This window comes from Bradyrhizobium sp. WYCCWR15520 (assembly GCF_056174665.1).
The window spans coordinates 146,991-165,049 of record NZ_JBWBWM010000021.1; the positions used below are offsets into that span (position 1 = coordinate 146,991).

The 18,059-nt window shown below is 62.4% G+C and carries 24 protein-coding genes; 13 read left to right on the forward strand and 11 right to left on the reverse strand.

Features of this window, described 5'->3' with window-relative positions; genetic code table 11:
• Positions 1–19 precede the first annotated feature (19 nt).
• Together AC0QUY_RS24385 and AC0QUY_RS24390 are read left to right on the forward strand one after the other, a co-directional pair.
• Complete coding sequence (locus AC0QUY_RS24385) at positions 20–409, forward strand: RidA family protein (protein ID WP_161852341.1); 390 nt, start codon at positions 20–22, stop codon at positions 407–409.
• A gap of 3 nt (positions 410–412) precedes the next feature.
• Entirely contained in the window at positions 413–1,105 is a 693-nt protein-coding gene (locus tag AC0QUY_RS24390) for a glutathione S-transferase family protein (RefSeq protein ID WP_475388757.1), read from the forward strand.
• A gap of 127 nt (positions 1,106–1,232) precedes the next feature.
• Here the strand turns inward: AC0QUY_RS24390 and AC0QUY_RS24395 are convergent, their stop codons facing one another.
• Positions 1,233–1,772 (reverse strand): DUF2380 domain-containing protein, encoded by a 540-nt coding sequence (locus tag AC0QUY_RS24395; protein WP_475388760.1) that lies wholly within the window; start codon positions 1,770–1,772, stop codon positions 1,233–1,235.
• A 177-nt stretch (positions 1,773–1,949) separates the two neighbouring features.
• Between AC0QUY_RS24395 and AC0QUY_RS24400 the strand changes: the two genes are divergently transcribed.
• The 4 genes from AC0QUY_RS24400 to AC0QUY_RS24415 all read left to right on the forward strand — a co-directional run bounded on the left by AC0QUY_RS24400 (position 1,950) and on the right by AC0QUY_RS24415 (position 5,025).
• Positions 1,950–2,204, forward strand: a complete 255-nt coding sequence (locus AC0QUY_RS24400; protein ID WP_475388762.1) for a hypothetical protein — start codon at positions 1,950–1,952, stop codon at positions 2,202–2,204.
• A gap of 266 nt (positions 2,205–2,470) precedes the next feature.
• Positions 2,471–2,722 (forward strand): hypothetical protein, encoded by a 252-nt coding sequence (locus AC0QUY_RS24405; protein ID WP_161852337.1) that lies wholly within the window; start codon positions 2,471–2,473, stop codon positions 2,720–2,722.
• A gap of 185 nt (positions 2,723–2,907) precedes the next feature.
• Positions 2,908–3,666, forward strand: coding sequence for an SDR family NAD(P)-dependent oxidoreductase (locus AC0QUY_RS24410; RefSeq protein WP_161852336.1), 759 nt, complete (start codon positions 2,908–2,910; stop codon positions 3,664–3,666).
• 186 nt (positions 3,667–3,852) lie between these two features.
• Positions 3,853–5,025 carry a cytochrome P450 gene (locus AC0QUY_RS24415; protein ID WP_475388764.1) on the forward strand — a complete coding sequence of 391 codons (1,173 nt, stop codon included), beginning with the start codon at positions 3,853–3,855 and terminating at the stop codon, positions 5,023–5,025.
• A gap of 16 nt (positions 5,026–5,041) precedes the next feature.
• Here AC0QUY_RS24415 and AC0QUY_RS24420 read toward each other — a convergent pair whose 3' ends face one another.
• Together AC0QUY_RS24420 and AC0QUY_RS24425 are read right to left on the reverse strand one after the other, a co-directional pair.
• Complete coding sequence (locus AC0QUY_RS24420) at positions 5,042–5,269, reverse strand: hypothetical protein (protein ID WP_475388765.1); 228 nt, start codon at positions 5,267–5,269, stop codon at positions 5,042–5,044.
• A 90-nt stretch (positions 5,270–5,359) separates the two neighbouring features.
• Positions 5,360–5,626 (reverse strand): DUF2277 domain-containing protein, encoded by a 267-nt coding sequence (locus AC0QUY_RS24425; protein ID WP_475388766.1) that lies wholly within the window; start codon positions 5,624–5,626, stop codon positions 5,360–5,362.
• A 130-nt stretch (positions 5,627–5,756) separates the two neighbouring features.
• Between AC0QUY_RS24425 and AC0QUY_RS24430 the strand changes: the two genes are divergently transcribed.
• Together AC0QUY_RS24430 and AC0QUY_RS24435 are read left to right on the forward strand one after the other, a co-directional pair.
• Positions 5,757–5,996, forward strand: coding sequence for a DUF2188 domain-containing protein (locus AC0QUY_RS24430; protein WP_057839295.1), 240 nt, complete (start codon positions 5,757–5,759; stop codon positions 5,994–5,996).
• A 121-nt stretch (positions 5,997–6,117) separates the two neighbouring features.
• Positions 6,118–7,182: an alpha/beta fold hydrolase gene (locus AC0QUY_RS24435; RefSeq protein ID WP_475388768.1), complete on the forward strand. Its 1,065-nt coding sequence runs from the start codon at positions 6,118–6,120 to the stop codon at positions 7,180–7,182.
• A gap of 76 nt (positions 7,183–7,258) precedes the next feature.
• Here AC0QUY_RS24435 and AC0QUY_RS24440 read toward each other — a convergent pair whose 3' ends face one another.
• The gene (locus AC0QUY_RS24440; RefSeq protein ID WP_475388769.1) at positions 7,259–7,909 is read right to left on the reverse strand and encodes a hypothetical protein; all 651 of its coding nucleotides are present in this window, start codon (positions 7,907–7,909) and stop codon (positions 7,259–7,261) included.
• 257 nt (positions 7,910–8,166) lie between these two features.
• Here AC0QUY_RS24440 and AC0QUY_RS24445 point away from each other — a divergent pair, with 257 nt between their 5' ends.
• Positions 8,167–8,769, forward strand: coding sequence for an MSMEG_1061 family FMN-dependent PPOX-type flavoprotein (locus AC0QUY_RS24445; protein ID WP_475388770.1), 603 nt, complete (start codon positions 8,167–8,169; stop codon positions 8,767–8,769).
• Positions 8,770–8,933: 164 nt separating this feature from the next.
• On the opposite strand, the gene bfr is transcribed toward AC0QUY_RS24445, so the two are convergent.
• From bfr to AC0QUY_RS24460, 3 genes are all read right to left on the reverse strand, one after another.
• Positions 8,934–9,419, reverse strand: a complete 486-nt coding sequence (gene bfr / locus AC0QUY_RS24450) for a bacterioferritin (RefSeq protein WP_475388772.1) — start codon at positions 9,417–9,419, stop codon at positions 8,934–8,936.
• A gap of 136 nt (positions 9,420–9,555) precedes the next feature.
• Positions 9,556–9,831 (reverse strand): (2Fe-2S)-binding protein, encoded by a 276-nt coding sequence (locus AC0QUY_RS24455; RefSeq protein ID WP_475388773.1) that lies wholly within the window; start codon positions 9,829–9,831, stop codon positions 9,556–9,558.
• Positions 9,832–10,011: 180 nt separating this feature from the next.
• Positions 10,012–10,278 carry a hypothetical protein gene (locus tag AC0QUY_RS24460; protein WP_475388775.1) on the reverse strand — a complete coding sequence of 89 codons (267 nt, stop codon included), beginning with the start codon at positions 10,276–10,278 and terminating at the stop codon, positions 10,012–10,014.
• Positions 10,279–10,459: 181 nt separating this feature from the next.
• Here AC0QUY_RS24460 and AC0QUY_RS24465 point away from each other — a divergent pair, with 181 nt between their 5' ends.
• Both AC0QUY_RS24465 and AC0QUY_RS24470 read left to right on the forward strand, forming a co-directional pair.
• A complete protein-coding gene (locus tag AC0QUY_RS24465; protein ID WP_161852327.1) occupies positions 10,460–10,777 on the forward strand; it encodes a hypothetical protein in 318 nt (105 codons plus the stop codon).
• A 230-nt stretch (positions 10,778–11,007) separates the two neighbouring features.
• Entirely contained in the window at positions 11,008–11,280 is a 273-nt protein-coding gene (locus AC0QUY_RS24470) for a hypothetical protein (RefSeq protein ID WP_065744450.1), read from the forward strand.
• A gap of 115 nt (positions 11,281–11,395) precedes the next feature.
• On the opposite strand, the gene AC0QUY_RS24475 is transcribed toward AC0QUY_RS24470, so the two are convergent.
• From AC0QUY_RS24475 to ettA, 3 genes are all read right to left on the reverse strand, one after another.
• On the reverse strand, positions 11,396–12,589 hold the full coding sequence (locus AC0QUY_RS24475) for a lytic murein transglycosylase (RefSeq protein ID WP_475388776.1): 1,194 nt from the start codon (positions 12,587–12,589) through the stop codon (positions 11,396–11,398).
• A 72-nt stretch (positions 12,590–12,661) separates the two neighbouring features.
• Positions 12,662–13,252, reverse strand: a complete 591-nt coding sequence (locus tag AC0QUY_RS24480) for a TIGR00645 family protein (RefSeq protein WP_161852325.1) — start codon at positions 13,250–13,252, stop codon at positions 12,662–12,664.
• Between the two features lie 342 nt (positions 13,253–13,594).
• Positions 13,595–15,244, reverse strand: coding sequence for an energy-dependent translational throttle protein EttA (gene ettA / locus AC0QUY_RS24485; protein ID WP_475388778.1), 1,650 nt, complete (start codon positions 15,242–15,244; stop codon positions 13,595–13,597).
• Between the two features lie 230 nt (positions 15,245–15,474).
• Between ettA and AC0QUY_RS24490 the strand changes: the two genes are divergently transcribed.
• Positions 15,475–15,669: a hypothetical protein gene (locus AC0QUY_RS24490; protein ID WP_475388779.1), complete on the forward strand. Its 195-nt coding sequence runs from the start codon at positions 15,475–15,477 to the stop codon at positions 15,667–15,669.
• 126 nt (positions 15,670–15,795) lie between these two features.
• On the forward strand, positions 15,796–16,755 hold the full coding sequence (locus AC0QUY_RS24495) for a D-2-hydroxyacid dehydrogenase family protein (protein WP_475388780.1): 960 nt from the start codon (positions 15,796–15,798) through the stop codon (positions 16,753–16,755).
• 11 nt (positions 16,756–16,766) lie between these two features.
• Here AC0QUY_RS24495 and AC0QUY_RS24500 read toward each other — a convergent pair whose 3' ends face one another.
• Positions 16,767–17,735 carry an NAD-dependent epimerase/dehydratase family protein gene (locus tag AC0QUY_RS24500; RefSeq protein WP_475388782.1) on the reverse strand — a complete coding sequence of 323 codons (969 nt, stop codon included), beginning with the start codon at positions 17,733–17,735 and terminating at the stop codon, positions 16,767–16,769.
• Positions 17,736–18,059 lie beyond the last annotated feature (324 nt).

Genomic DNA, 18,059 nt, shown 5'->3' on the forward strand with positions numbered 1-18,059 from the left:
CCGTTCTTGGAGGTGTCCCTTGCCCCCGATCCAGCACTTCGCTCCGCCCGCCGGCATCAAGGCCCCGCCGCTCTCGTTCGCCACACGCGTTGGCGACCTGCTGTTCGTCTCGGGCATTCCGGGTTTTGACGACAAGGGCGTGCTGGCCGACGGCTTTGAGGCGCAGTTCGGCTTCGTCGTTGCCAACATCAAGCGCGTGCTCGACGAAGCAGGCAGCTCGTTTCGCGATCTCGTCAAGGTCAACGTGCTGCTGACGCGCGCATCCGACGTCGCCACGATGAACGTGCTGTATGCATCCGCCTTCGGGCCTGCGCCCTACCCGGCCCGCACCACCTGCGTGGTGCAGGCACTGCCCGATCCGAAGATGCTGATCGAGATCGAATGCGTCGCACAGATTTCCGGGCGGTAATCGATGCTGACCCTCTACTCCTATCCCGAGCTGTTCGGCGTCGCCGACAACAACGGCTATGGGCTGAAGGTTTACGCCTTCCTCAAACTCACCGGCGTGCCGTTCGTCCATGAACACATCTTCGACGCCTCGTCCGCGCCGCGCGGACAACTGCCTTATGTCGTCGACGATGGCGAAACGATCGGCGATAGCGAGACCATCATCGCCCACCTCGTCAGCAAGTATGGCCTGACCATCGACGCCGATCTCACGCCCGCGCAGCGCATGACCAACCATCTCGTCACGCGGATGCTGGACGACCTCTACTGGGTGATGTCGTATTCGCGCTGGAAGGACGAGCGTTATTTCCCGGCGTTTCGCGACAGCTTCATGGCGCAACATTCGCGGATCGACGAAGCCGGCATGAACAAGGCCAGGGAATACAACGCCAAGCGCTATTATTTTCAGGGCATCGGCCGTTATGCCCCCGATCAGGCCTATGCGCGCGGACTGGCTGATCTGCAGGTGTTGGCCGATCTGGTTCCTGCTGATGGCTATGTGCATGGCGCGAAGCCGACCAGCATTGATGCCGGCATCTACGGCTTCATCGCCAACATCCACTTCTTCCCGATCCCGACGCCGCTGAAAGCTTTCGTCACGGCCCATCCCAATCTCGCGCGCCATTGCGAAGCCATTCACGCCGCGGTCAGCCGCTGAAGGTTTGTGCCGGATCGTCAGCCAGAAGACGTAGGGCGGATTAGCGCGAGCGTAATCCGCCGCTTTTCCGCGCGGAGGGACCGCGGTGGGTTACGGCTTCGCCTAACCCACCCTACGGACCTGCGACTCACGGTTTCGGCATCGTTTCCTTCAACGTATTGCTGACGAAATCGGCGGCGTGCCGATAGGCGGCGTCGTTGTCGCCGCGGAACGTCACCGTTCGCCGCATCAGAAGTTTCTCGGCTTCGAGATCGAGCAGCTGGATTTCGCCCCATTGCACCAGCGTGCTCATCTTGCGGATGCCGCCATAGACCACGAGCCGCGCGCCGGCCTTGCGCGCAGCGGCGATGAACACGTCCTGCGACATGCTGGTGGCGGTGCAGGGATGATCGCGGCATTCGATCGTCACCACGCGATAATCGCCCTGCGCCGCCAGATTGTCGCGCAGCATTTTTGCAAACGACGCCACCCGGTCGCGATGCTCCGCGGTCTGATCCACGACCTCGCCGGATGTGTCGAAATAATCGAAATCCGCCACCGCCACCGCGATCGGCGCGGCGGCGGACGATCCGCCCGATGCAAACGACAATGCCGCTGCCACGCACAGCATCGTCAGCACATGGCCGGCGCGGTGGCGTCTGCACCACGGCATTATCGTCGGAATCATGCTTCGTATCCTCACCACCAGGACGTTGCCATCGCCCCACCGCCCGCGGTTCGAACCATAACAGGGGTTCAGGATTTCGCTAACCCATCGCGCATCCAGCTTTGAACCTTCTCGCGTGTCCCGCAACTCACTCGGGTAGCCGGGCCAAAGCCCCGTGATCCAAACAGGAGATTGAAGATGCGTCGTATTTTCGCCCTTTGCGCCGTTGCCGCTATTGGTTTCACCGCACTTGCCGCGTCGAGCCCGGCTGAGGCCTCATACCATTTGATCCGTTGGCAGGACACCGGCTTCTGCCAGATCTGGGACCAGAGCATCCCGACCGCGCCGTATCCCGGCAATTACACCGTGATCGTCGGCTCTGAAGTGCCGACCTTCAGCCACGCGCTGGCGTTCAAGGACGGCCTGCTGCGCAACGGTACCTGCGCGTTCTGACTTCTTTCGTAGCCCGGATGGAGCGCAGCGCAATCCGGGGAAGCCTATCCGAGTGAGATGGTCCCCGGATTTCGCGGCGCTCCATCCGGGCTACATTAACGGGCCGGTGCGAGGATGACGCGCCGGCCCTTTTTCATAAGCTTCGTTGAACCAATCACGCATCGGTTACAACAAAGGGATGCCCGGTCATCCCCGACCGGGAGCCGGCTCCCTCACTTCCGTTGCGGAGCGCGGCCACGCATTTCCACGACAGGAGTATTTTTCCCATGCTTCGATTGACCGCTCTTGCTGCCACCGCCGGTCTCGCCTTCACTGCGCTTGCCGCTACCAGCCCCGCCGAGGCCGCCTTTCATCTGATCCGCTGGGAAGGCACCGGCGTCTGCCAGGTCTGGGACCAGAGCATTCCGACCAAGCCGATCCCGTCGAACTACAAGACCGTCAGCAAGCCGGTCCCGACATTTGTCGCCGCGCTGGCGGTGAAGGACGGCATGCTCAAGAAGGGTACCTGCAAGCTGTAAGCTGCGCATTTGTAGGGTAGGCAAAGCGTAGCGTGCCCACCATTCAATCGATGACGTGCATAGTATGGTGGGCACGGCGCAAGAGCGCCTTTGCCCACCCTACGAAACCGCCGCCTTTCTTACCACCTTGTGCAAGCGGGCTCACTTGCTATCCTCTGGCAAAACCAAGCAAGAGGAAACGCCCCATGCCCCTTCTCCAAGATCACATCGCAGTCGTCACCGGCGCAGGTTCCGGCATCGGGCGCGCCATCGCGATCGGCTATGCACGGGAGGGCGCGCGCGTCGTGCTGCTCGACAGGGACGAAAAGGCGGCAGCGGAAGCCGCCAAGGAAATCGGCGACAAGGCAATAAGCTTTGTGCTCGATGTCGCCAGGCGCGAGGACTGCGTCGCGATGGCGAAGCAGATCGCCGACAAGGTCGGACAGGTCTCGGTCCTCGTCAATAATGCCGGCATCGTGCGCCGCAACGGCATGCTGGGCGCGGCGGAGGCTGTCATCAGCGACTGGGAAGACATCATCGCGATCAATCTCACCGGCGTGTTCAACGTGACGCATGCGTTCCTCTCCGCCTTGCGCGCCAGCAAGGGACGCATCGTCAATATTGGATCGATCCAGTCCTTCGTGCATGTGCGCACGCCAAGCTCGCCGGCCTATACCGCCTCCAAGCATGGCGTGCTCGGCTTCACCAAGGCGCTCGCCGCCGAACTCGGCAAGGAAGGCGTGCGCGTCAACGCGATCGGCCCCGGCTTCATCGCAACGCCGCTGAACGCCAATGCCCGCGCCAACAATCCGGAGCTGGTGAAGACATTCATGGACCACACCCCGCTCGGCCGCGCCGGCACCGCAGAGGACATCGTCGGCCCCGCAATCTTCCTCGCCTCCGATCTTTCGGCTTACGTCTCCGGCTCGATCGTGATGGTCGATGGCGGCTATCGGGCGGTGTGATAGTGCACCTGCTCCACCCGTCATACACGGGCTTAACCCGCGTATCCATCGCGCTTCACGAGAGTCTATGCGAAGAAGGTGGATTGCCGGGCATAGGCGAGCGGAAGCGACGCCGTCCTTCGGACGGCTATGCCCGGCAATGACATACTTGTCTGCTCATACCTGACACCACAACGAACCAAGCCCATGTCCAACGCCCCGCATTTCGAAATCGACGTCCCCTCGTTCTGGGCCGATCCCTATCCCGCACTTGCGAAGATGCGCAAAGAGGTGCCGATTGCCTTCGTGCCGCAGCTCGGCTCGACGGTGTTCACCCGGCGCGACGACATCTTCACCCAGGAGAAGCGTATCGACGTGTTCTCGTCGCATCAGCCGAACGGGCTGATGAACGTGCTGATGGGCCACAACATGATGCGCAAGGATGGCGATGCGCATATGAGCGAGCGGCAGGCGATGTTTCCGGCGGTGTCGCCGCGCACGGTGCGCGACACCTGGGTCCGACAGTTTCAGGCCCATGCCGATCGCATCCTTGATGAGCTGGCGCCGAGAGGCGCCGCCGATCTCTGCAAGGCGCTGGCGCTGCCGCTGTCGGCCGAATGCCTGAAGGACGTCACCGGGCTGACCAACATGCGCTACCAGGACATGGACGCATGGTCGCAGGCGATGATCGACGGCATCGCCAATTACATCGGCAACAAGGAGGTCGAGGCGCGTTGCCATGCGGCGACCGCTGGCATCGATGCCGCCATCGACGACATGATTCCGGTGGTGAAGAAACACCCGAACACCTCGATCCTCAGCGTGCTCTTGGCTTCCGGCCAGAACATGGACAGCATCCGCGCCAACATCAAGCTTGCGATCTCCGGCGGCCAGAACGAGCCGCGCGATGCGATTGCAGGGGCGACCTGGGCGCTGCTGACGCATCCCGAGCAGCTCGCGATGGTGCGCGAGGGAAAAGCAAAGTGGATCGACGTGTTCGAGGAATATGCGCGCTGGATTGCGCCGATCCAGATGTCGCCGCGCCGCGTCGCAAAACCGTGGACCTATGGCGGCATCGACTTCGAGCCGGAAGACCGCGTGTTCTTCATGTTCGGCTCCGCCAACCGCGACGAAGCCTGCTTTGCCGATCCGGATCGTTTCGACATCACCCGCGATACGCAAAAGAGCATTGCCTTCGGCGCCGGGCCACATTACTGCGCCGGCGCGTTCGCCTCGCGCGCGATGGTGGCCGACGTCGCGCTGCCGAGCCTGTTCGCGCGGCTGAAGGGGCTGCGGCTGGACGACAACGAGCCGGTGCGGATCGGCGGCTGGGCATTTCGCGGTCTGCTGAATCTGCCGGTGAAGTGGGACGCGGGCTGATCGATCGGCGAAGGCGTCACGGCGTCTCGTTGCCGGCGCCGTGATCGCCGTTTCGTGTCAGCAGGTGCATGTGGCGAAAAACCCAGCGCATCGCGAGGTACCACAGGTAGCCTCCGAGGGTCCCGCAAACAGCAAGTAGGATGATGTAGGCGGGATGATACTCGCCGCTCCACCACAGCATCCCGCCGATCCAGAAAATGGCGAAGAAGATGGCGGCGAGCTTCAGCCGCTTTCCCTGATCCATGACATCCCTCCGATGGCTAAACGCAGGATGCCATCATGGACGCTGCGGCCTCGTCGCACCGTGAGGCGCATCACGCGCAGCCGGAACCAGCTAGCCAAACCGCCGGCGCGAGCGCTCCTTCGCCTTCTCGGCTTCGATCTCGCGGTCGCGCGGTGGCGCGTTGGTCTCAAGCGAAGCCAGCAAGCGTCGCGCGCTGTCGGAGACTTCGGACACCGCGCGGTTGAACGCCTCCGCATTGGCCTGCGACGGCGAGTTGAAGCCGGAGAGCTTTCGCACGAATTGCAGCGCGGAAGCATGGATCTCCGCATGCGTGGCCGGGGGCTCGAAGTTGAACAGGGTCTTGATGTTGCGGCACATGGTTCTCTCTTCTGCAGGGGTCGTCGATCAAGGACGAACGGCCGGTGCAAAATCCGACGGCGTGCCCTATTCTGTCATGAATCTAGTGGCACGTTCACCCCTGTCGGTACCTGCAGACGGCGAGTTCCCGATGACCCACGTGACCTACAAGATCGTCGAACATGACGGCGGCTGGGCCTACACCGTCAACGGCGTGTTTTCCGAGCCGTTTCCGAACCGCGCCACGGCGCTGGCCGCCGCCCGGCGCGCCGCGGCGGAGCAACGGGTGCCGGGCCGCACGGAGGTGATCGAGTACGAAACCGCTGACGGACGATGGCTCTCGGAGACCGCCGCCGGCAATGACCGGCCGGAGACCGAGGTGGAGGGCTAGGCAGCGCCGCGCGTCGGATCGCGCGGAAATCGCCGGTGTGATAAGGTTTTGCGCAAGCGGCGCACGAGACAGCCGCAGAAGACGGCCACGAGTCACGGCCACGAATCTTGGGGAGACCATCATGAATCTGTCGCACGCCGCGCTGTCCGCCGCCGCACTGGCGCTCAGCACCCTCACCGCTTTTGCCGCCGATTATCCCGCGCCGAAACAGGGCGAGTGGATCGCCAGGGACTTCAAGTTCCACACCGGCGAGTCGATGCCGGCGCTGCGGCTGGCCTACACCACGATCGGCGAGCCGACCGGGCAGCCGGTGCTGGTGCTGCACGGCTCGGGCGGCTCGGCGGCGAGCATGCTGACGGCAACTTTCGGCGGCGAATTGTTCGGCCCCGGCCAGCCGCTCGATGCAACGAAATACTACATCATCATTCCTGACAGCGTCGGCCATGGCAAATCGTCAAAACCCTCCGACGGCATGAAGACCGCGTTTCCGAAATACAATTACGACGACATGGTCGATGCGCAGTATCGCCTGGTCACGGAGGGGCTCGGCATCAAGCATCTGCGGCTCGTGATCGGCAATTCGATGGGCGGCATGCATACCTGGATCTGGGGCGGCAAATATCCGCAATTCATGGACGCGCTGGTGCCGATGGCCTCGCAGCCGACCGAGATGGCGGCGCGCAACTGGATGCTGCGGCGCATGATGCTCGAGACCATCAAGAACGATCCCGACTACGTCAGCGGCAATTACATCACTCAGCCGCGCATGATGAAATTCGCCATCAACGCCTATGGCATTGCGACCGGCGGCGGAACGCTGGCCTATCAGGCGCTGGCGCCGACGGCAGCGAAGGCCGACAAGATGGTCGACGACCGGCTGGCCACCGCAATCACCACCGATGCCAACGACTTCATCTACCAGTGGGAAGCCTCGCACGATTACAATCCGGCACCCGCGCTCGAGAAGATCGAGGCCACCCTGCTTTTGATCAACGCCGCGGATGACGAGCGCAATCCGCCGGAAACCGGCGTCACGGATGCTGCGATGAAGCGCGTCAAGAACGGCCGCCTGCTTTTGATCCCAGCCTCCAGCGACACGCGCGGCCATCTCACGACGGGGAACGCAAAGTTCTACAAGAAGGAGCTGCAGGAATTGCTGCAGACCGCGCCGCAGCGGGCGATGTGAGCTGGTGAAGCGAGCGCGAGCCCGCGGGTTGCGTTGCGATGTCCATTGCTCAATCCAACCGTCCATTGCGAAAGGATCATCGAAACTTAGGGCAACTACCCCACGGGACGTTGCGCGCGCGCTCTTTGTCGGGAGTGCCTTTCTGCCCTGCGTGCAGAACGGTCACTCCCTGCAACTCGTATCGGTCGGTGGCGGGGTCATGAGAAAAGATCACGTCAATGGTCGTGTACCACCATATCAGGCAAAGAACACACGCAGGCGCGAACCGAACCTGCGGCAAGTAGTATGTGAAACGGACGTGCGAACCGGCGCGATCCCGACGCACATCAGGCACTTCCTGAGTCTGGACGTATTCTGCGCCCATGCTGCGCATAACGGCATGGCCGGAAGCCAGTTGGCGATCAATGGACGCCTCGGGTCCAGCAAGCTCTCTGACATGCGAGAGAAGCTGATCATTGAGATTGCTGGTGAAAGATGCTGTCGGGCCTCGGAAGCCATTGTCCGACGGCCAAAACACCCCATTCGACAGACCGGGCCATACTGTCCAGCGTTGCGCGCCGGCCCGAGACAGGATGCGCGCGTATTCGACGTCGCTAATGGAGCCGATGCTGCATCTCTCCTGCCCCAAGAGTTCAGTGAAGCTGAAAGCCCAAAGCAATATGGGCAGCGCAAACAGCAATCCCACGGGTGAAAGCAGGCCGATCGCAATCTTCGTGTTCGTGCTCAACGCGTTTCCAATCGTGAAGATGACCGTAGAGCGGCTCCGCGGGCGGTTAAACCGCATGTTGGGCGCATGCTGCGACGGCACCTCACCCCGAACCACCCGCAAGATCGATAGCACGTTCGTGCCGCCCTTCCGCCTTCGCTAAAGCTGCGGCGGACAAATCGTTTCGCTCGCAAGGACGGAGCTGGAAGCCTTCCAACCTGGGGATGACGTAAAATTGGCGGGATGCTAGTCTGACAAAAACCGACCGGAGGATTCCCTTGTCCGATCTTGCCCCTGGCGACCTCGCCACGATCTATCCTGCCCCCTCGCCGCGCGTGATCGCCAAGGCGCGGCCGGAGATTGACGCTCATGCGAAGAAATTCATCGGCATGTCGCCGTTCTGCGTGCTGGCGACCTCAGGCTCGGACGGCAGCGTCGACGCCTCGCCGCGCGGTGGCAATCCCGGCTTCATCCACGTTGCGGGGCCGAACGAGCTGCTGATGCCGGACCGCTCGGGCAACAACCGCATCGACAGCTTTCGCAACATCGTCGAGGGCTCGGGCTTCGTGCAGCTGATCTTCTTCGTGCCCGGGATCGACGAGACGCTGCGGGTCGGCGGCAAGGGCAAAGTGTCGGCAGACCCGGAGCTGATGGCCTCGATGATCGAATTCGGCAAGCCGCCGCGCGCGATACTGCGGATCGAGGTCAGGGAATCCTATTTCCACTGCGGCAAAGCGCTGATGCGCTCGAAACTGTGGGGCGGCGAGCGGGTCGAGCGCTCGGTGATGCCGAGCATCGGCGAGGTGATCCACGACCAGACCGGCCTCGGCGAGCGGGAAAGCCAGGACGTGATTTACGAGCGTTACAAGACGCAGCTTTGAGCTTGCTTTCTCGCCGTCATGCCCGGGCTCGAACCGGGCATCCACGACTTACTTGCATGCCATGCCCAAGACGTGGATGGCCGGGACATCTAGCGCGAAGACGCGCTTCGCGCTTTTGCCCGGCATGACGAAGTCGATAGAGTCGCGTGCCAGAGATCCGGCGCTCAATCCCCGTTCTCGAGGCCACCGACGTGCTTCTGGGTGTAGAGCTCGAGGCCGATGCGCTGGATCAGATCGAGCTGGGTCTCGAGGAAATCGATGTGGTGTTCCTCGTCCTTCATCAGCTGCTCGAACAGGTCGCGGGAAACGTAGTCCTTGACGCTGTGGCAGTAGGTTGCGGCCTCCTGGTAGAGCGTGCGCGCGGCAATCTCGGAAGCCAGATCGCATTCGATGATTTCCTTGACGTTCTGACCAATGCGGAGCGGATCGAGCACCTGCATGTTGGGGAAGCCGTCCAGGAACAGGATCCGGTCGGTGAACTTGTCGGCGTGCTCCATCTCCTCGATGGATTCCTTGCGCCAGACCTTGGCCATGTCCAAAAGGCCCCAATTGTTCAGGAGCCGGTAGTGCAGCCAGTACTGGTTGATCGCGGTGAGCTCGCTGCGCAGGCCCTTGTTGAGATAGTCGATGACTTTGGGATCGCCCTGCATGGTCCACTCCGATTTCTCAGGCCAAGGCGGCCTGACACTGAATTTAGAACGCTTCTAAATCAGTTTGGAGCCAAGAGCAACCGTTCCGCAAAAAAAGCGGTGGAAACGGCGAAAAATCAGGGGATTCAGAGAGCTTTCAGCAGGCCGCGAGGGCGAACGCCGGGGCGGTTTCCTGCGCAGGCTCGTCGTTGGCGGCGTGGCGGCTGTGCGGGCAGCCGGAGCAGCATTCCTTGGCGCAGGCGCCCAGTGCTTCGTCGATGATGGTCTTGATGGTGCGCGCGCAGCGGCCGCATTCGGCACTGCAGCCGAGGCAGCCGTAAATCTGCTTGGGATTTCGCGGCAGGTCCGAAGCTGCACTCACGGCATTACGGACATCGTGGTCGCTCAGGACGTTGCAGGAACAGACAATCATGAAACCGCTAGAACCCTTAGTGATGCGACCTCATCGTTATTTAAGGGAGCGAAGAGATGCAAAAGGAAAAGCCGCATTTTCAAGCAATTCCAAACTGATGCCGGGGAAACTCTGGAATGAATCTAAAAAGGCAGAGTTGCGGTAAATCAATCCGGCGCTGATTTGCCGGTGTTTCCGCGATCAATCGCCGCCACCACCTCCGCCGTCGCCACCGCCTCCTCCGCTGTCGCTGGATGAAGCGGAATCATGGGACGAAGAACTGTCGCTGCCGCCCCAGGAAAACAGGCTCCAGCCATCGCCGCCGGAACTGGCGCTAGAAGTCGTGCCATAGCTGTCGCCACCCGCGCTCTCGCGCCGCGGCTTGCGGTTTTGCACCCGGTTCATCAGCAGGTAGCAGATCAGCGAGGTGCCGCCGACCGCTGCCATGAATGCCGCCATTCCGCTCATCGTCGTCGCATCCTTCGTTCAAGGACCAAGAACAGCCGTCGGTATCTTCGCACCGTGACGTGCTCCACCTCCCGTTTTCGTCATCGCCGGAGCCTTCTGCGTTCATTGATCATTCAAGCGAAATGTGGAACTTTTGCCGCGGCAAAACCGTGATGCTCTTCACGTTGAGAAAGGTGAGCCCATGAAGAAGACATTGATCGCGCTCGGCGCCGCCGCTGCGTTAACCGTTTCGGCCGTGGCTGTTCCCGCGCCGGCCCATGCGCAGCGCGGCGTGGCCGCGGGCGTCGCAGCCGGCTTGATCGGCGGCGCCATTGTCGGCGGCGCGATTGCCTCCCAGAACGGCTATTATTACGGCGGCCCGGGTTATTATGCGCCTGGCTATTACGGCGGCCCGGCCTATGTCGCCGATCCCGGCTACGGCGAATCCTGCATCTGGCAGCGGCAGCGGTTCTGGGACGGCTATGGCTGGCGGGTCCGCAGCGTCAGGGTTTGCGATTAACCGCCGTTCATCTTCATTAAATTACGGCCCAAACATCCCGGAAAAGCACTGCTGTTCCGGGATGTCTGCCATCTCTGGCGCAAAAATACCGTTTTTTTCGGCCACCCATTGCGAACGTTTACTTTCGATTGACCCATGTGCGCTTTTTTAGCGAAGCGGCAGTTCGAAACAGCGTGTGAGTCATCCCTAAACCCGGCGCCCGAAGGCGTCACTCCAGGAGAGCCCAGGACATGAAGAAGACATTTGCTGCCTTCGTCGCGGTCGCAACAATTGCCGGTTCGCTTGCCTCGACGCCCGCAAGCGCACAGCGCGGCGTTGCCGCAGGTGTGGCGGCCGGCCTGCTCGGCGGCGCGATCATCGGTGGCGCGATTGCCTCCAGCCGCCCGGCCTATGGCGGTCCGGTGTATGTGGAAGAAGCGCCCTACCCGGCGTGCCGCATGGTTCGCGAGCGCTTCTGGGACGGCTACGACTGGCGCTATCGCCGCGTCGAAGTCTGCAACTGATCTGATCGATCGGCGCGCGACCCGCGCGTCCTGATCCGAAGCCCGGCCGAAATCTCGGCCGGGCTTTTTGTTTGCTTCGACCTGCAGCCCGGATGGGGCTACGTGATGAACGACGTCAGCGCCCCGCGCTCATCGAGCGCAGCACCGCTTCGCTCGGCCAGCAATCGACCTTCAGGCCGGCGGACTTCTGATACGCCCCCAGCGCCGCGCGGGTCTGCATGCCGGCCTTGCCGTCGAGCTTGTCCTTGTAGAGACCGATGCGCGTCAGGTGACGCTGCATGGCCTCGACATCGGCCGAGCGCAGTTGCGTCGAGGCCGACCATGGCGTTGCGAACGGCCGCGGGTTCGTCATGCGGTCGGCGAGATGGCCGACGAACAACACATAGAGATCGGAGAAATTGTATTCCTTGATGACGAAGTAGTTCTTCGTCGTCAGGAACGCCGGGCCGTAGATGCCCTCCACCTGCAACAGCGAGGCCGGCTGCGCCTGCTCGGCCGCGCTCAATTTCTGTCCGCGCACCGGCACGAAGCCCGCGCGCAGCCATTCGGCGATCGGCTTGGTCACCTCGGGCACGCCCATGGTGCAATCGACATTGGCGGGCGCCTTCACCTCATAGGCCCAGCGCACACCCGCCTGCCAGCCCTTGTTGACGAGCTGCTGCGCGGCCGCTGCCAGCGCATCAGGAACTGAATTCCAGATGTCGACTTTGCCGTCGCCGTCCAGATCGACGCCGTGCTTGTAGTACTCGGACGGCAGGAATTGCGTGAGACCGGTCGCGCCGGCCCAGGACGAGCGAAAATCCCTGCGCGCCACCGCGCCCTCGCCGAGCAGCTTCAGCGCCAGGATGAACTCGCCGCGGTACTGCTCCTTGCGCCGGCCGACATAGGCCTGGGTGGCGACCACACGTAGCGTGTCGTAAGGCAGGCGGTAGCGGCCGTAGTCGGTCTCACGGCCCCAGATCGCGAGCACGACGCTTGAAGGAACGCCAAAACGCTTTTCGATCTCGCTGAGCGCCGCGCGATGCTTCTGCATCAGCTTCTGCCCCTCGGCCGCCAGCCGCGCGATCGACGCTTCCTTCACGTAGTCGGCGGGCACCTGCACGAACTCGGCCTGCGCCGGCGCGCCGGTGGCGGGCCGCCCGGGCAGCAGGAGATCGGGCAATTTGTAGTCAGGCTCGAGCCCGCTTGTCTCACGATCGAACGTCGCGCGCGACACGCCCGCCGCCTGCGCCTCCGGCCACAGCGAGGCAATGAACTGGGTGAAGGCGGCATCGGCGGAGAACGCCGGATGCGCCGTTCCAAGAGTCATCGCAGCTCCGATCAGAATTGCGACGATCGCTCCCGTTCGCAAAGCCGAAACTCCAATTGATTTACACGCCCGTCAATGCGAGGCGGCGTGTTTGGCATTCTCCGTGGAAACATTCGACAGCTTATCGACATAGGCAATGCCGATCGCTGACAGAATGAAAACCGTGTGGATGATGGTCTGCCACATCACGCCGGTTTCGGTATAGCCGCTCTTGCCCGATGCCAATCCGCCGGCCTCGATGAAGGTGCGCAACAGATGGATCGACGAGATGCCGATGATGGCCATCGCGAGCTTGATCTTGAGCACGCTGGCGTTGACGTGACTGAGCCATTCCGGCTGATCGGGATGTCCTTGCAGATTGAGCCGGGAGACGAACGTCTCATAACCGCCGACAATGACCATCACCAGCAGGTTGGAAATCATCACCACGTCGATCAGGCCCAGCACCGCCAGCATGATCTGCTGCTCGCTGAAATCGAAGGCGTGGGCGAACAGGTGCCACAACTCCTTCAGAAACAACACCACATAGACGCCCTGCGCGACGATCAGGCCGATATAGAGCGGCAACTGCAGCCAGCGGGAGCTGAAGATCAGCAGCGGAATCGGGCGCAATGCCTTCCGCTGAACTTCGGGCGGCAACGGCGTTTCGGGAGCAAGGGACATCAGGGAGGGCTCGGCTGGAGGATTCGAATTGCGGAAGGCGGCTTATATCTACGCAATCTGACCGCGCTGTGAAGCGACAACTGGCCGCAGCGCATATTACGGGAACGTCACGTTATGCCGAGTTTCAAGGCAAAATTAGCGGTCTTTATGATTGCGCCTAGAAATTACCGGGCTCGTTCCACGCTGGCAGATTTCCGATGGGCGATAAGGCTGCAGCTTTCGTTCGCGCTTCACCAAGGGGGCGCGAAAATGTTGGGCGGAGCGCCGCAGCAAATCAGCCACCGCAGTTCAAACAAAAACGCCCGTGGCTCGAGCCACGGGCGTTGCCTCGGGAGTGCCGTCTCACCGCGTCAGCTTCTTGTACTTCACGCGGTGCGGAATGATGCTGTCCTGGCCGAGCCGGCGCATCTTGTCCTTTTCGTAATCCTGGAAGTTGCCTTCGAACCATTCGACATGGCTGTCGCCTTCGAAGGCCAGGATGTGGGTGGCGATGCGGTCGAGGAACCAGCGATCATGGCTGATGATGACGGCGCAGCCGGCAAAATCCTCCAGCGCCTCTTCCAGCGCGCGTAGCGTGTCGACGTCGAGGTCGTTGGTCGGTTCGTCGAGCAGCAGCACGTTGGCGCCGGACTTGAGCATCTTGGCCAGATGCACGCGGTTGCGCTCACCGCCTGACAGCGCGCCGACCTTCTTCTGCTGATCGGCGCCCTTGAAGTTGAACGACGAGCAATAGCCGCGCGAATTGACTTCCTTCTTGCCGAGCAGGATCAGCTCGTTATTGCCGGAAATCTCCTCCCACACCGTCTTCTTGCCATCGAGCGCGTCGCGTGACTGATCGACATAACCGAGATGCACGGTCTCGCCGACCGTGATGGTGCCCTTATCAGGCTTTTCCTGCCCGGTGATCATGCGGAACAGCGTGGTCTTGCCGGCGCCGTTGGCGCCGATGACGCCGACGATGCCGCCCGGCGGCAGCTTGAAGGTGAGATCGTCGATCAGTTCGCGATCGCCATAACCTTTGCTTAAGCCCTCGAAGTCGACGACGTTGGCGCCGAGCCGCTCGGCGACGGGGATGATGATCTGCGCGGTCTGGGTCTGCTTCTCGCTGGCCTGCTTCAAGAGCTCTTCATAGCGCTGGTAGCGGGCCTTCGACTTGGCCTGGCGCGCCTTCGGCGAGGACGCGATCCACTCCTGCTCGCGGGCCAGCGTCTTCTGGTGCGCGGCGTCCTCGCGGCCCTCCTGCTCGAGGCGCTTCTGCTTCTGCACCAGCCAGGACGAATAATTGCCCTCGTAGGGAATGCCGCGGCCGCGGTCGAGCTCGAGGATCCAGCCCGTGACGTTGTCGAGGAAGTAGCGGTCGTGGGTCACGATCAGGATCGCGCCGGGATAGTTGCGCAAATGGCCTTCCAGCCAGGACACCGACTCGGCGTCGAGATGGTTGGTCGGTTCGTCCAGCAGCAACAGTTCCGGCTGGTCCAGCAGAAGGCGGCACAATGCGACGCGGCGGCGCTCACCGCCGGAAAGTTTCGTGACGTCGGCATCGTCGGGCGGACAGCGCAGCGCATCCATCGCCTGGTCGACCTTGCTGTCGAGATCCCAGAGGCCCTGGGCCTCGATCTCGTCCTGCAATTTGGTCATCTCGTCGGCGGTTTCGTCCGAATAGTTCATCGCCAGCTCGTTGTAGCGATCGAGGATCGCCTTCTGCTTGGCGACGCCCTGCATGACGTTTTCACGGACGTTGAGGGCGGGGTCGAGGTGCGGTTCCTGCTCGAGATAGCCGACGCGGGCGCCCTCGGCGACCCAGGCCTCGCCGGTATATTCCTTGTCGAGGCCGGCCATGATCTTGAGCAGGGTCGATTTGCCCGAGCCGTTGACGCCGAGCACGCCGATCTTGGCGTCCGGGTAGAAGCTCAGATGGATGTTATCGAGCACCTTGCGGGTCGGGTAGCTCTTTGTCAGACCCTGCATGAAATAGACGAACTGGCGAGCCATCGCGATCCTTGGAAATGGTTGGATTTTACGGAGATTTGCTGCCGCTGATGTAGCGGCGTGGCCGCCAAAGGGCAACCGCGGGAACCCGTTTTCCAGCCGTTCACCACGGGTGAATACGGGTTGGTCACCATGTGGGCCGATATCCCGACAATTGAAACTATCTTTTAATAAATCGGGCGAAAAATCGTCTTCAACGCCGAAAAAGGCGTTCTGAAAACAAGGCCCGCGTCATGGCTACGATCAGCTCGGCATCCCTTCACGCCCCGGCTCATGCAAGCGCCGGACTGGCAAAACCGCTGGCAGAACTCCGCGCCTTCTGGCGGAAGTTTATAGCCATGGCGTTCAACCCCTACCGCCCGGAACAGCACTATATGCGCGGCCCCGGTCCGGCCTGGCGGGCCAAGCATCTCGGCCGTTCAAACTGAGCTATCCGGTTATTTGAGGCAGCCCCTCGTTTAAGTCCGCTTGCGCCGCTCCTGATTGCGCGCAACCATGGCGATCTTCCCGGACGGCCATCCCGCCGTCATCTTCGCCATCAACGGACCTTCCCCATGACGCGGCTGCGCTGTGCAATCCTCGACGACTATCTCAATGTGGCGCTCTCGGTCGCCGACTGGTCCAAAGTCTCCGACCGCGTCGACATCACGGTGTTCAACCAGCCGTTCACGAACGCGGAAACGGCGGCCAGCGCACTCAAGGATTTCGAGATCATCTGCGCGATGCGCGAACGTACCCCATTCCCGCGCACCATGTTTGCCGCGCTGCCGAATTTGAAACTGCTGATCACCTCGGGCCTGCGCAATGCCGCCATCGACATGGAGGCCGCCAAGGACCACAAGGTGGTGCTATGCGGTACGCAATGGGGCCGCGATCCGACCGCGCCGCTGACCATGGGCCTGATCCTGGAACTGACCCGCAATATCGGCCGCGAAAACGCCCGCATGCATGCCGGCGAGCCCTTGCAGAAGCACGTCGGCATGGAGATCGAGGGCCGCACGCTCGGCGTCATCGGCCTCGGCAAGCTCGGCACCAAAGTATCGAAGCTGGCGCAGGCGTTCGGCATGCACGTGATCGCCTGGAGCCCGAATTTGACGCCGGAAAAATGCAAGGAAGTCGGCGTCACCTATGTCAGCAAGGACGAGCTGTTCTCGACCGCCGACATCGTCACCATCCATGTGGTGCTGAGCCAGCGCTCGCGCGGGCTGGTCGGCGCCGCCGAGCTGGCGCGGATGAAGCCCACCGCCTATCTCGTCAACACCGCGCGCGGGCCGATCGTCGATGAGGGCGCGCTGCTGGAAGCGCTGACCCAAAAGAAGATCGCCGGCGCCGGCGTCGACGTGTTCTCGGTCGAGCCCCTGCCGGTCGACCATCCGTTCCGCAAGCTCGACAACATGGTGCTGACGCCCCATCTCGGCTACGTCACCGAGGACAGCTTCCGCAACCACTATCAGCAGATGGTCGAGGGCATCGACGCCTGGTTCAAGGGCGAGCCGAAGCAGCGGCTGGCCTGAGGCGGCAAACCTCAGGCCGCCGCTCTCTGCTCGCCGGACTGCCTGACAGCTTCCGCAAATCCCTCTCGCCAGGATACGTGCGCCGGCTGCCAGCCAAGTTCCCGCCTCGCCTTGGTGTTGGAGCCCGCCCGCACCTCGGTCATCATCGAAACCAGGTGTTCGCCGGCGAACAACCGGCCAAGCCAGGCCGGAACGCGAATGGGCGGCCTCGCTCCAACCAGCGTGGCAAGCGCAGGCAGCCATTCGCTGACATCAGCCGGTTCATCGTCGACGATGTTGTAGATTTCGCCTGGCTTGCCGCGCTCGATTGCAGCAACGGTAGCAGCAGCGGCATCATCGACGTGGATGAACGACCACCGTCCGCCACCGCCGCCGATCAGCGGCACGCGGCGGCGGCGCACCTGATCGATCATCGCGCCCGAGAGCATACCGGTATCCGGACCGTAGAATGATCCATATCGCAGGACAATCCCTTCAGGGCTTGCCGAACCGGCGACAGCGCCTTCCAGATATTGAATTGCTTGCAGCGTGCGGCGCAGTTCCTCCGGCGGATCGGGGTCCAGCGCATCGGCCTCCGTCTTGATCGCTTCGCCGCCGTGACCGTAGGTCCATCCACAGAAGCTCTGGGCTATGAAACGCCGCACGCCGGCTTCGCGTGCAGCCGCCAGCAGGAAATCGGTGCCTTGCGTGCGCAACTTGTTGGTGGTGGCGAAGGCGCGGTCGAAATGCCTGAGATCGGTGACCCCTGCGAGATCAGTCATCTGATCGACGATGACATCCGGCCTCGCCGCGATCACAGCAGTGCGAATGGCCTGTGCGTCGAGCCCATCGGCGATCGCGGGTTCCGCGCCCATCCGCCTGATGATTTCGACCTTCGCTGCCGTTCGGGTCGTGCCGACAACGGAATGACCGGCCTCAATCAGCTGCGGAACGAGCTTAAGGCCGACGGCGCCAGTGGCACCCGCAACAAGAATTCGCATGGCGTGATCCTCATGTTCGTTGCGACTGGCGGCAGTTAGTCGGAGCGAACGTGAAATCAAGCGGGCGAATATCGCGACGGTGAAAATCTGTGCGAGCCGCGGAACTCAGATCGGGCCGCCCGCTGTCCCGGCAAAGACGACCCAACAAAAAAGGCGCGCCCTCGGCGCGCCTCAAATGCTTGTTCGACAACCGTCCTATCAGCGAATCGTGACCGGTGCGGGCAGCGGCGGCACCGCCGTCGGCTGCGCGCCGGGAACGGGCGCCAACTGAGCCTGTGCCGGTCCGGGGGCTGCGGCGGCGGCCGGGCCCGCGGCGGGCGGCGG